The following is a 12,266-nucleotide window of genomic DNA, read 5'->3' on the forward strand; positions in this document are numbered from 1 at the left end:
GCATGAGCACTTTTCCCGGCGTGGGCGATCCGCTGCCCGATCTGCCGCTGACCGCGCCCGATGGCAGCACGGTGAAGCCTTCTGATTTTGCCGGGCGCAAGCTGGTCGTGTTCTTCTATCCCAAGGATGATACGCCCGGCTGCACCACGGAAAACAAGGACTTCTCCGCCCTGGCCGAAGACTTTGCCGCCGCCGGCACCGCGCTGCTGGGGGTGAGCAAGGATCCGCCCAAACGCCACGAGAAGTTCATTGCCAAGCATGGCCTGGCCGCGCCGCTCGCCAGCGATGCAGAAGAAGGCGGCCTGTCCGATGCGCTCGGCATCTGGACCGAAAAGTCCATGTATGGCCGCACCTACATGGGCATGGAGCGCACCACCTACCTTGTCGGCACCGATGGCAAGATCGCGCAAGTGTGGAACAAGGTTAAGGTCAAGGACCACGCCGCGCAGGTTCTCGCGGCGGCCAAGGCGCTGTAACGCGCGCGGCATGACTCCATCGCTTCCTACCGTGGCGGCGGCGATTCGCGCCGCCATGCTGACCGCCGATCCGCGTGACAAGGTCATGGCCACGCGGGCCGTGGCGCGTGACTGGGCTGCCGGGCAGCTTGCCTTCGCCTTTGACGTGACCATGCCCGATGTGCCGGCGCGGCCCGCACAACCCGAACTGCTGCCGCCGAGCCAGATGCCCAAGCGCGGGCGCGGCGGTTCGGAACGGGGGCGCCTCGCGCTGATCCATGCCTTGTGCCACATCGAATTCGTGGCGATCGACTTGGCGCTCGATGCCGCAGGCCGCTTTGGCGCCGAGCGCGGACGCGATTTCGTGTCGGACTGGTTGGGCGTGGCCGCAGACGAAGCGATGCATTTTGCCCTGCTGGCACGCCGCCTGCGCACGTTGGGCAGCCATTATGGCGCCATGCCGGCCCACGATGGGCTGTGGGATGCGGCGCGCGAAACGGCGCACGATGTGGCCGCGCGCCTGGCCGTCGTGCCGATGGTGCTCGAAGCCCGCGGGTTGGATGTGACACCGCAGACCATCGCCCGCTTCCAGGCGGCAGACGATCACACCACCGCGCGAATCCTGCAGCGAATCGTTGACGACGAAGTGCGGCATGTCCGTTTTGGTACAAGCCATTTCGCCAAAGTGTGCGCAGAGCGTGGTAAACAGGCACCGCAGCTTTGGAAAACGCTGGTTACGCAACACTTCCGAGGCAGCGTTAAGCCACCGTTCAACGACTCGGCGCGTCGTTCAGCCGGTTTGTCGTGTGAAATGATGGCGGCTCTTGCGTGAGAGGCGCACCCGCCGCTACCCCACCGTCACGAGATCGGCGGGGGGTTACCACCAATCTCTGAACAACGCCCGGCCGGGCACGCGGTTCCACCGCGATCGTCTGGCAGGCGCGGTTCGCTGGGGGTCAGCACAAAGCGGGTGCCGATGGCGCAAGGCCCGATGGGCAGGGCGCGCGGCATACCAGCCGAAAAGAGGTTGTACGGGTCGCAATGAAAAAAACCTTGTCTACCGGTCTGGCTGCCCTTGGCACCATTCTCACTCTTGGGCTTGCCACGCCGGCTCTGGCCAACAACGCCGCTTCCGCCGATATTGCCGCCCCGCTGCGCAACGCCGAAGCCGCCAAGGCCGGCCTGACCGCGCCGGCTGGCGATGAAGAATTCTCCAAGCTGTTCGCCAGTTGGGAAGCACTCGATGGTGGCAACGCCGCCTCGGCCCAGGCTCCCCTGGTTCGTTCCAGCTCGGTTTCGATCCCCACCCTGATGCCGATCACCAGCAGCCGCGCGATGAGCAGCGCCTTTGGCCTGCGCACCCACCCGATCTACGGTGGCCTGCGCGCGCACAAGGGTGTCGATCTGCCCGCGCCCACCGGCACGCCGATCCGCGCCAGCGCCGATGGCCTGGTGGGCAAGGCCGAACGCTTTGGTGGGTATGGCCTTTATGTTCAGCTCGAACATGGCGGCAATCTTGAAACCCGTTATGGCCATATGTCGCGCATCGCGGTTGCCGAAGGGCAGCGCGTGCACAAGGGCGACGTGATCGGCTACGTCGGTTCGACCGGCCATTCGACCGGCCCGCACTTGCACTATGAAGTTCGCGTTGCTGGCGAAGCGGTCAATCCGCTGCCCTACATGCAGCGTGACGCCAATCTTGCCCAGCTGGCCAGCGCCGCCGACGCTTCGCAGATCCGCGCGTTCAACGCCACCGACGCCGAAGGCGAGGGCGAAGAATAAGCGCCAGCTTTCCCGGATAAAGCATCGGAGAGGATGCGGAAAAAGGCGGTCGGCAACGGCCGCCTTTTTCTATGCCGGTGCCGCGCGCGGTGGCGGCTCTGGCCCGCAAAAAAGGGCGGCAAAGCGCAAGATCGCTTCGCCGCCCTGTTTGCCTTGCTGGCAAGGCGTGCGGGGTTCAGCCCACCAGTTTCTTGATCACGGCGCGCACATCGTCGGCCAGGTCGGGACGCTCCAGCGCCAAGGCGATCGTCGCTTCCACGAAACCGGCCTTGCTGCCGCAGTCGAACCGGCGCCCGGCAAAGGTCACCGCATGGAACGGCTGGGTGCCGATCATCTTGGCCATCGCGTCGGTCAGCTGAATTTCGCCGCCGGCGCCCTTTTCCTGGTTTTCCAGCGTGCGCATCACTTCGGGCTGAAGGATATAGCGGCCCGAGATGATCAGGTTGGACGGCGCATCTTCGCGCTTGGGCTTTTCGACCAGCCCGGTCACTTCGGTCAGGCTGCCGGAAATCTTCGCGCCCGGTGCGATCACGCCATAGCTCGACACTTCTTCCTCGGGCACTTCCAGCACCGAGATCAGGTTGCCGCCCACTTCGTTATAAGCGTCGACCATCTGCTTCATGCAGCCGGGCGCGCCCACCATCAGTTCGTCGGGCAGGAAAATGGCAAAGGGTTCATCGCCCACCACTTCGCGCGCGCACCACACTGCGTGGCCCAGGCCCATGGCCACCTGCTGGCGCACGGTGACCAGGTTGCCCGGCTTGATGCGGGTATCGTCGAGCACGGAAAGATCCTTGCCGCGGCTGGCCATCGTGGTTTCCAGCTCGAACGCGGTGTCGAAATGCTCCACGATCGCGGTCTTGCCGCGGCCGGTCACGAAAATCAGTTCCTCGATCCCTGCTTCGCGCGCTTCGTCCACGGCGTACTGGATCAGCGGGCGGTCGACGATCGGCAGCATCTCCTTGGGCACGGCCTTGGTGGCCGGCAGGAAGCGGGTGCCAAGGCCGGCAACGGGAAACACGGCCTTGCGGATCGGTTTGCGGGGACTTGCGGTGGTTTCGCTCATGACGTTGTCTTTCCCATTGTCCTGTTACACGATAGTTAAGCAGCCTGCCTTTGTGATGACAAGTTCCGCAACGGGCAGGGCGTGCAAAAAATGCTGCAACGCAATATTCACCATGTTGCCTGCAATGCCGCCTAGCCCCTTGCCCTGCATCGCAAACCGGCTAAACCGCCGCGATGGACAAGATCATCATTCGCGGCGGCAAGCGTCTTTCTGGTACGGTCCCGGTCTCGGGGGCAAAGAATGCGGCGCTCACGTTGCTGCCCTGCGCGCTGCTGACCGATGAAGCGGTAACGCTGCGCAACCTGCCGCGCCTGGCCGATATCGACGGCTTCCAGCACCTGATGAACCAGTTCGGCGTGTCCACTGCGATCGCCGGCGCGCGCCCCGAGGATTTCGGCCGCGTGATGACGCTGCAGGCCACGCGGCTCACCTCGACCGTCGCGCCCTATGACCTCGTGCGCAAGATGCGCGCCTCGATCCTCGTGCTCGGCCCGCTGCTCGCGCGTGCTGGCGAGGCGACCGTGTCGCTGCCCGGCGGCTGCGCCATCGGCAACCGCCCGATCGACCTGCACTTGAAGGCCCTCGAAGCGTTCGGCGCGCATATCGAACTGGCCGCCGGCTATGTCCGCGCGATCGCGCCCGATGGCGGGCTGCCCGGCGGGCGCTACAGCTTCCCGGTGGTGTCGGTGGGCGCCACTGAAAATGCGCTGATGGCCGCGGTGCTGGCCAAGGGCAAGTCCACCCTGCACAACGCCGCGCGCGAGCCGGAAATCGTCGACCTGTGCAACCTGCTGGTGGCGATGGGCGCGGATATCGAAGGGATCGGCACCTCGGACCTGACGATCCATGGCGTGGAGCGCCTGCACGGCGCCACCTACATGGTCATGCCCGATCGTATCGAGGCTGGGTCCTATGCCTGCGCAGCGGCGATCACCGGCGGCGAAGTCACGCTCCAGGGCGCCAAGATCGAAGACATGGAAACCACCGTCCAGGCGCTGCGCGATGCCGGCGTTTCGGTAGAGCCGGTGCGCGGCGGCCTGCACATTGCCGCCGATGGCGATTTGCGGCCCGTGACCATTTCCACCGCACCCTATCCCGGCTTTGCCACCGACATGCAGGCCCAGCTCATGGCCATGCTGTGCCTGGCCAAGGGCTCCAGCGTGCTGACCGAAACGATCTTCGAAAACCGCTACATGCACGTGCCCGAATTGAACCGCATGGGCGCGCGCATCGAAACCTCGGGCCGCACCGCCGTGGTCCACGGCGTGGACAAGCTGTCGGGCGCCGAAGTCATGGCCACCGACTTGCGCGCCTCGATGAGCCTGGTGATCGCCGGCCTTGCCGCCGAGGGCGAAACCCAGGTCCACCGCCTTTATCACCTCGATCGCGGGTACGAGCGGCTGGAAGAAAAGCTCGCCCTGCTCGGCGCCGATGTGGAGCGTGTCGGCAGCGATTGAGCCGGCCCGCGCGTAGGGCATGCAAAAAGGGCCGCGCAGCATGGCTGGCGCGGCCCTTTTTATGTCTGCGCTTCGCCCGGTTCAGGCGGCGGCGTCGTCGCGCCGCTTGCGGCCCAATATCAGCCCGCCCAGGCCCAGTGCCAGCAGGGCCAGCATGCCCGGCTCGGGCACGTCGGTGCCGCCCGTGCTGCTGCTGCTCGTGCTGGACGAAGACGGCACTTGCGGATCGCTTGGCACGACATAGCTGCCGCTATACGTGCCGATATGCATTTCGCCGTCCTGGACCAGGCTGCCGAACACCGCCGAACCCTGGATATAGTTATAGGTGTGCGCGGCCGCCTTGGGCGCCAGCACCGAACCGCCCCACGCGGTCGTCAGTGTCAGGTCCGTCGCGTCCACGAAGTTCCAGATCACGTGTTCGCCCAGGTTGGCCGTGCCACCCAGGAAATTGTCGTTCAGGTTGATCGTGCTGCCGGTCACGTTCACGATTACCGTATCGGCGCCGTTGGTGTTGAACTGGATCTCGCCGATCTTGTCGAGATCGGCTGCCGTGATCGAAAACACCGCCACGCCGTTGCTGCCCGGCTGCGCGTTGAACGTGCCGCGATTGCCGCTGATCGACAGGGTGCTGTTCGCGCCCTGCTGGGAAAGCTGGTAGGACAGCCCGGTCATGCTGGTCGACATCAGGCTGCCGTCCTGCTGCAGGCTGCTGACGAAGCCCGGATTGGTCGTGCCCAGGTTCGCCTGGACGGTATTGGAATTGACGTTGGTGTTGGCGATCGCGCCACCCACCTGGACGGTCTGCGTGGCGCCGTTGAGGTTGAACCCGCTCGAAACGTTGCCCCCCACGATTGCGCCCGACCCGTTGTTGAGGTTCTTGATCCCGCCCGTCACGTCGCCCACCACGACCAGGCCGGGGCCGGTATAGCTCGACGCAGGCAGGGTTGAGATGAGATAGTTGGACGAATTGCCCGTGAGGTTCCCGCCCACGAACGTACGTCCTTCCACTTCCGATGAAGAGGTAAGGTTGCCCAGCACGATGAGGTTGTAGACCTTGAGCGCATCGATCCCCACCGGGGTGGATGCGGCAATGGCCTGGAACGGCAGCGCCAGCGCAGCCAGCGTGGCAACGGCAGCGGTCAGGCGGGTACGGGCGGGCAGCCGATGAGGGGCGGGCATGGGAAAGTGATGTCCTGTCGCAGCGCGCGCCCGAGCGTCAGGCGCGCGAAAAACCCTGGCCACGCTTGGCGATACAACGCAACACAGTTTTGCGTCGGGTCTCACGATGGCACAGTGTTTTGACAATCCTTAACGCTTGAGGCCCGGTTTGGCGGCCGCTGGCATGCGCCAGGTGGCCTTCCGGTGCGCCGTCGCGTTAACCTTGTGCGCGGGCGCTCAGGATATCCACCTGGGCGCGGATCGGCCCGATGTCATAGCCGGCCGCGCCCGCCTTGGCCGCGATCTCGAACGGATTGCCGCCGTTGGCCGCCTGGGCCAGCGCCCACAGCAGCGTGGACCGCGTACCCGACCGGCAATAGGCGAGCACCGGCGCATCCCCGATCTGGGCCAGCGCCTGCTTGAGAGCTTCCACCTGCGGCATGGAAAAGCCCGCGTGCGTGACCGGAATGGCCACATAGGCAATACCGGCGGCCTCGGCAGCCGCGGCGATTTCCGCGCCGGGGGTCTGGTCGTCGGATTCGCCCTCGGGGCGGTTGTTGACGATCAGCTTCACCCCCAGTTGCTGGGCTTCGGCCACGTCGGCCACGGTGATCTGCGGGCTGGCCAGGAACTGGCTGTCGACTTGGCGAAACTGGGACATGGCAATACCTTGCGTGCGAAAGGAGAAATTTCAGGAGGCCTGGCGCGTGGCGGTGCGCCGGCGGCGGCCGGCAATGTTGAGCAGTTCGACGAACACCGAAAAGCCCATCGCGGCGTAGATATAGCCCTTGGGAATGTGAACGCCAAAGCCATCGGCCAACAACACCAGCCCGATCATCACCAGGAACGCCAGCGCCAGCATGACCAGCGTGGGATTGTGCTCGATGAACTTGGCCAGCGGATCGGCCGCCAGCATCATCAGCGAAACCGTGGTGATGACCGCCGCGATCATGATCGGCACTTGGTCGGTCATGCCCACCGCGGTCAGGATCGAATCGATCGAGAAAACCAGGTCCAGCGCGATGATCTGGGCGATCGTCGCGCCGAAGTTGGCGACGACAGCCTGGCCCAGGCCGCCTTTTTCCCCGTGTCCCTTCTGGTCGAGCAGTTCGCCGCTGGGTTCGGGGTCAAGCGTGTGGTGGATTTCCTTGGTCGCTTTCCACAGCAGGAACAGCCCGCCCGCCACCAGGATCAGGTCACGTCCCGAAAACGCCGTTTCGAACGTGGGCTCGCCATGGGCGCCGGGGGCGCCGGCCAGGCCCAGGTCGAACAGCGGGGCCTGCAAGGTCACGATCCAGCCGATCAGGGACAGCAGCCCCAGGCGCAGCACCAGCGCCAGCGCCAGGCCGATGCGCCGCGCGCGTGCCTGCTGGTGGGCGGGCAACTTGTTGGACAGAATCGCGATGAACACCAGGTTGTCGATGCCCAGCACGATTTCCAGCAGCACCAGGGTGACGAACGCGGCCCAGGCCTGCGGGTCGGATAGAAGAGCGACAAGGTCCATGGGCCGCTTGTGCCGTATCGTTCAGGCTGCGGCAAGGCGCCAAGCGGCACTAAAGCGCGGCACTTTTGTCACGAATTGTGGCTGAGAATGATATTTTGCGATTGAATCGCGTATGCGCGTCGATTCCGTTCGCGCATCGGCTTTTTATTCGTTATAGTCTTCCGCGCAATGGAGAGGGCCGGCCCATAAAGCCCGGCACGTCGTCCTTGTCGTGCCCCTGGTCTCCGCGTCCGGCCAGTGGCGCCGGGAAAATTGGGGCGGATTGTAAGGTTTATTGGGTTTTATGGGTTTTGACAGAGGGCGGCGTGGTCGCGGACGCGACAAGCGCGACGGTTTCGGCGACGACGGCGGTTTCGATCCCTACGGCGGTGGCGGCGGTTTTGGCGGTGGCTACGATCGCGGCGGCTTCGGCGGCGGTGACCGTGGCGGCTTTGGCGGCGGCAACCGCGGCGGCGGCTTCGGCGGTGGTGACCGCGGCGGCTTCGGCGGCGGCGATCGCGGCGGCTTTGGCGGCGGCAATCGCGGCGGCGGCGGTGGTGGCGGCTTCGGCGGCGCTCCCCGTGGTGGCGGCATGCCTGCCCAGGTGGTTGGCACCGGCAAGGGCGTCGTCAAGTTCTTCAACGGCCAGAAGGGCTTCGGCTTCATTCAGCGTGAAGACGGCGGCGAAGACGTGTTCGTGCACATCAGCGCCGTGGAACGTGCCGGCCTTGAAGGCCTGGCCGAAGGTCAGACCCTGGAATTCAACCTCGTCGATCGCGGTGGCAAGATTTCTGCCGCTGACCTTCAGGTTGTGGGCGACGTGATCCCCGTGGCGGCCAAGCCGGCTGCCCCGCAGCGTCAGCTGACCGGCGAAAAGGCCACTGGCACCGTCAAGTTCTTCAACAGCATGAAGGGCTTCGGCTTCATTACCCGTGACGATGGCCAGCCCGATGCATTCGTGCACATCAGCGCTGTCGAACGCTCCGGCCTGCGCGAGCTCAACGAAGGCGACAAGCTGGAGTTTGACCTCGAAGTTGATCGACGAGGCAAGCACTCGGCGGTCAACCTGGTGCCGCGCCAGGATTGATCCCGGCCGCATTGCCCCTTGGGTCTGATGGACCCGGGGGCCTTGCATCACCACATACGCGTGCAAATGGCGGTCCGCTGGGCCGCCATTTGTCGTTTTGCAGCCATTTCCGATCCATACACCGTCCTTGGAATTTACAGGAGCATACCCCATGTCGATCACCCCGCTCATGCCCGTCTATCCCCGGTGCGGCGTGCGTCCGGTGCGAGGCGAACACTGCCACCTGATTTCCGAAGACGGCACGCGCTATCTCGATTTCGCCAGCGGCATCGCGGTCAACCTGCTGGGCCATTCGCATCCGCACCTGATCGGCGCGTTGCAGCGCCAGGTCGAAACGCTGATGCACGTGTCCAACCTCTATGGCAGCCCGCAGGGCGAGCATCTGGCGCAGCGCCTGGTCGACATGACCTTTGCCGATACGGTGTTCTTCACCAATTCCGGCGCGGAAGCGGTGGAATGCGCGATCAAGACCGCGCGCGCCTATCACCAGTATCACGGCCAGAGCCCGGAGCGGTTCGAGATCATCACGTTCCGCAATGCCTTCCACGGCCGCACGCTGGGCACGATCAGTGCCTCGGACCAGGAAAAGATGCACAAGGGCTTCCTGCCCATCCTGCCCGGCTTCCACTATGTCGATTTCAATGACCTGGAAGCGACCAAGGCGCTGATCGGCCCGCACACCGCCGGCATCCTGGTCGAACCGATCCAGGGCGAGGGCGGCATCAAGGAAGGCACCGAGGAATTCATCAAGGGCCTGCGCGCGCTGTGCGACGAGCATGGCCTGATGCTGATCTTCGACGAAGTGCAGTGCGGCGTGGCGCGGACCGGCACGATGTTCGCCTATGAGCAGTATGGCGTGACGCCCGATATCATGTCCATCGCCAAGGGCATCGGCGGCGGCTTCCCGCTCGGCGCTTGCCTGGCCACCGAGCAGGCCGCGCGCGGCATGGTGTTCGGTACGCATGGCAGCACTTATGGCGGCAATCCCCTGGCCATGGCCGCGGGCGAGGCCGTGCTCGACGTGGTCGCCAATCCCGAATTCCTGGCCCAGGTGCGCGCCACCGGTGATCGCCTCAAGGCGCGGCTCGAACAGTTCATCGGCAACTATCCCGACTTGTTCGAACTGGTGCGCGGGCGTGGCCTGATGCTGGGCGTCAAGTGCAAGATGGAGCCGCGCCCGTTCGTCGCCCACATGCGCGACAACCACCAGCTCCTGGCGGTTTCGGCTGGCGACATGACGTTCCGCGTCCTGCCGCCGCTGGTGATCGACGACAGCCACATCGATGAATTCATGGACAAGCTTTCGGCCGCCGCGGCCAGCTATGTTCCTCCGGCTCCCGCGGCGTGAGACGAGCAGACATGATCAGGCACTTCCTCAACCTTTCCGATGCCGGCGGTGATGCGGTGGCGGCGATGCTGGCCGATGCGCTGGATCGCAAGGCGGCGCGCGCCGCGCTGCCCAAGGGGCGGGCCGATGCCGATGCGCCCTTGGCCGGGCATGTGCTGGCCATGGTGTTCGAAAAGAATTCCACCCGCACGCGCGTGTCGTTCGACGTGGCGATGCGCCAGTTGGGCGGATCGGCGCTTGTGCTCGATGCCGGCACCACGCAGCTGGGCCGCGGCGAAACCATCGCCGACACGGCTCGCGTGCTCAGCCGCATGGCCGATGCCATCATGCTGCGCACCGACGACCATGCCAAGGTCGAGGAACTCGCGCATTATGCCAGCGTTCCTGTCATCAATGGCCTTACCGACCTGTCTCATCCGTGCCAGATCATGGCTGACCTGCTGACCGTGATCGAGCATCGCAAGGCGCTGCCCGGGCTCGAAGTGGCCTGGCTGGGCGATGGCAACAACGTGCTCAACTCGATCGTCGAGGCCGCCGGCCTGATGAAGTTCAACGTGCGCATCGGCGTGCCCGAAGGCTATGATTGCGACGCCGGGTTCGTCACGCGCGCGCAGGCCCAGGGCGCCAAAGTCACGGTCTATCGCGATGCGGCGCAGGCCGTGGCCGGGGCGGACGTGGTGGTGACCGACACCTGGATTTCCATGGGCCAGGCCCATGCAGAGGCCAAGCTGGCGGCCATGGCACCATTCCAGGTGAACGAGGCCCTGATGGCCCAAGCCAAGGGCGACGCGCTGTTCCTGCATTGCCTGCCTGCCCACCGCAACGAAGAGGTGACCGACGCGGTGATCGATGGCCCGCGCTCGGTGGTGTGGGACGAGGCTGAAAACCGTATTCACGCGCAGAAATCGGTGCTGCGCTGGGCGTTCGGCCAGATCTGACCGCGCTGCTAACCAACGAAAGCTTCCATGACTGACCAAGCCGAAACCGGATTTGACCAAGTGCTGCAATTCACCGTCCCCGCGCGCGACGCGCGGGGGCGCGTGGTGCGGCTGGGGCCGGTGCTCGATACCGTGCTCTCGGCCCATGCCTATCCAGCGCCGATCCGCAACCTGCTGGCCGAAGCGCTGGCGCTGACCGCGCTGCTGGGCGCCCTGCTCAAGGACGATGATGGCCAACTGACCATGCAGGCCCAGACCCAGGATGGGGTGGTGGACTTGCTGGTATGCGATTATCGCGGGGGCGAATTGCGTGGCTATGTTCGCCACGATCGCGCGCGGCTTGATGAACTCGGGCCGCACCCTTCGCTTCATGCCCTGTTCGGGGACGGCTATCTGGCGATCACCTTCGATCTGTCCAGCAGCGATCAGCGTTACCAGGGTATCGTGCCGCTGGAAGGTGACAGCCTGGCGCGCGCCTGCGAAAGCTATTTCTTCCAGTCCGAACAAGTACCCACGCTGATCCGCGTGAGCGTGCACAGCGAAGGCGGCCGCACGGTGGCGGGTGCCCTGCTGGTGCAGCACCTGCCCGATGGCGAGGAAGGGCGCGAGCGGTTGCATGCCCGGCTCGACCATCCCGAATGGGAGCACGTGGCAGCGCTGGCCGGTTCGCTCACGCCTGCCGAACTGACCGATCCGCAACTCGGCCTCGAAAACCTGGTGTGGCGCCTGTTTCACGAGGAAAGCGAAGTGCGCGTGGCGCGCGGCCTGCCGCTCACCCGCGGATGCCGCTGCTCGGCAGAGCACTACCGCGAATTGCTGGCCCGGTTTGGCGAAGCCCAACGCGCCGAAATGGCCAATGACGATGGACTTATCGTGGTGGATTGCGCGTTCTGCTCGAAAGAGTTTCCGCTTCGTTTCGATTGAGGCTGGCAAAACGCGCAGGCCTTCAATTGCGGCGCCGTTGCTCTATATTGCAAGCACCTGCTGCGCGCGTCGGGCAGGGATGGAGGGTGGTTGATGACGTACCGTGCTGCGTTGCGCCGCGCTTGCGCTGCGGCGATCCTTGCTTCTGCACTCGCCTGGGTGGCGCCGGCGGATGCCGAGCGGGGTGACGCGAGCCTTGCCATGCTCGATCGGATCCTGCCTGGGCAATGGCAGGTGCGCGCGCGGGAAACGGGTGGTTTCGAAAGCAGGCTGTGCCTGGCCGAAGGGCGCCCGTTGATCCAGCTGCGCCATCCCGGCCAAGCGTGCCGCCGGTTCGTGGTGCAGGACGAGGCCAACGCCGTGTCGGTCAGCTATGCCTGTGGCCCAGCCGGTTCGGGGCTCACCCGCATCCGCTTCGAAAACGAGCAACTGCTGCAGATCGAAGCCCAGGGCATCGCCCAGGGGTTGCCTTTCGCCTTCAATGCCGAGGCACGCCGGCTGGGCGCCTGCACCCGCTGACCGGCACCAGGCCAAAAATCGGCGGGTGCCGGGGGCTTGCCTGCGCTGG

The 12,266-nt window shown here is 65.2% G+C and carries 13 protein-coding genes; 9 read left to right on the forward strand and 4 right to left on the reverse strand.

The window, feature by feature from the left end; all coding sequences use genetic code 11:
• Nucleotides 1-2 precede the first annotated feature (2 nt).
• The 3 genes from FHW94_RS11910 (at nucleotide 3) to FHW94_RS11920 (ending at nucleotide 2,237) form a co-directional block, all read left to right on the forward strand.
• On the forward strand, nucleotides 3-476 hold the full coding sequence (locus FHW94_RS11910) for a peroxiredoxin (RefSeq protein ID WP_168556015.1): 474 nt from the start codon (nucleotides 3-5) through the stop codon (nucleotides 474-476).
• A 10-nt stretch (nucleotides 477-486) separates the two neighbouring features.
• Nucleotides 487-1,287 carry a ferritin-like domain-containing protein gene (locus FHW94_RS11915; protein WP_168556016.1) on the forward strand — a complete coding sequence of 267 codons (801 nt, stop codon included), beginning with the start codon at nucleotides 487-489 and terminating at the stop codon, nucleotides 1,285-1,287.
• 209 nt (nucleotides 1,288-1,496) lie between these two features.
• Nucleotides 1,497-2,237 (forward strand): M23 family metallopeptidase, encoded by a 741-nt coding sequence (locus FHW94_RS11920; protein WP_168556017.1) that lies wholly within the window; start codon nucleotides 1,497-1,499, stop codon nucleotides 2,235-2,237.
• 175 nt (nucleotides 2,238-2,412) lie between these two features.
• Here the strand turns inward: FHW94_RS11920 and galU are convergent, their stop codons facing one another.
• Entirely contained in the window at nucleotides 2,413-3,303 is an 891-nt protein-coding gene (gene galU, locus FHW94_RS11925; protein WP_168556018.1) for a UTP--glucose-1-phosphate uridylyltransferase GalU, read from the reverse strand.
• 173 nt (nucleotides 3,304-3,476) lie between these two features.
• Here galU and murA point away from each other — a divergent pair, with 173 nt between their 5' ends.
• The gene (gene murA / locus FHW94_RS11930; protein ID WP_168556019.1) at nucleotides 3,477-4,760 is read left to right on the forward strand and encodes a UDP-N-acetylglucosamine 1-carboxyvinyltransferase; all 1,284 of its coding nucleotides are present in this window, start codon (nucleotides 3,477-3,479) and stop codon (nucleotides 4,758-4,760) included.
• Between the two features lie 81 nt (nucleotides 4,761-4,841).
• On the opposite strand, the gene FHW94_RS11935 is transcribed toward murA, so the two are convergent.
• The 3 genes from FHW94_RS11935 to FHW94_RS11945 form a co-directional block, all read right to left on the reverse strand.
• Nucleotides 4,842-5,939, reverse strand: coding sequence for a choice-of-anchor A family protein (locus FHW94_RS11935; protein ID WP_168556020.1), 1,098 nt, complete (start codon nucleotides 5,937-5,939; stop codon nucleotides 4,842-4,844).
• 196 nt (nucleotides 5,940-6,135) lie between these two features.
• Nucleotides 6,136-6,579: a TIGR01244 family sulfur transferase gene (locus tag FHW94_RS11940; protein ID WP_168556021.1), complete on the reverse strand. Its 444-nt coding sequence runs from the start codon at nucleotides 6,577-6,579 to the stop codon at nucleotides 6,136-6,138.
• Between the two features lie 30 nt (nucleotides 6,580-6,609).
• On the reverse strand, nucleotides 6,610-7,422 hold the full coding sequence (locus tag FHW94_RS11945) for a TerC family protein (RefSeq protein ID WP_168556022.1): 813 nt from the start codon (nucleotides 7,420-7,422) through the stop codon (nucleotides 6,610-6,612).
• Between the two features lie 283 nt (nucleotides 7,423-7,705).
• Between FHW94_RS11945 and FHW94_RS23580 the strand changes: the two genes are divergently transcribed.
• The 5 genes from FHW94_RS23580 (at nucleotide 7,706) to FHW94_RS11970 (ending at nucleotide 12,217) form a co-directional block, all read left to right on the forward strand.
• Nucleotides 7,706-8,488: a cold-shock protein gene (locus tag FHW94_RS23580; protein WP_168556119.1), complete on the forward strand. Its 783-nt coding sequence runs from the start codon at nucleotides 7,706-7,708 to the stop codon at nucleotides 8,486-8,488.
• A 151-nt stretch (nucleotides 8,489-8,639) separates the two neighbouring features.
• Nucleotides 8,640-9,836, forward strand: coding sequence for an aspartate aminotransferase family protein (locus FHW94_RS11955; protein WP_168556023.1), 1,197 nt, complete (start codon nucleotides 8,640-8,642; stop codon nucleotides 9,834-9,836).
• Nucleotides 9,837-9,847: 11 nt separating this feature from the next.
• Nucleotides 9,848-10,774, forward strand: coding sequence for an ornithine carbamoyltransferase (argF, locus tag FHW94_RS11960; RefSeq protein ID WP_168556024.1), 927 nt, complete (start codon nucleotides 9,848-9,850; stop codon nucleotides 10,772-10,774).
• Between the two features lie 27 nt (nucleotides 10,775-10,801).
• Entirely contained in the window at nucleotides 10,802-11,698 is an 897-nt protein-coding gene (locus FHW94_RS11965) for an Hsp33 family molecular chaperone HslO (protein WP_168556025.1), read from the forward strand.
• A gap of 93 nt (nucleotides 11,699-11,791) precedes the next feature.
• On the forward strand, nucleotides 11,792-12,217 hold the full coding sequence (locus tag FHW94_RS11970) for a hypothetical protein (RefSeq protein WP_246866079.1): 426 nt from the start codon (nucleotides 11,792-11,794) through the stop codon (nucleotides 12,215-12,217).
• The last annotated feature ends 49 nt before the right edge of the window (nucleotides 12,218-12,266 follow it).

It is taken from the genome of Novosphingobium sp. SG720 (assembly GCF_012275365.1).
GTDB lineage: Bacteria > Pseudomonadota > Alphaproteobacteria > Sphingomonadales > Sphingomonadaceae > Novosphingobium > Novosphingobium rhizosphaerae.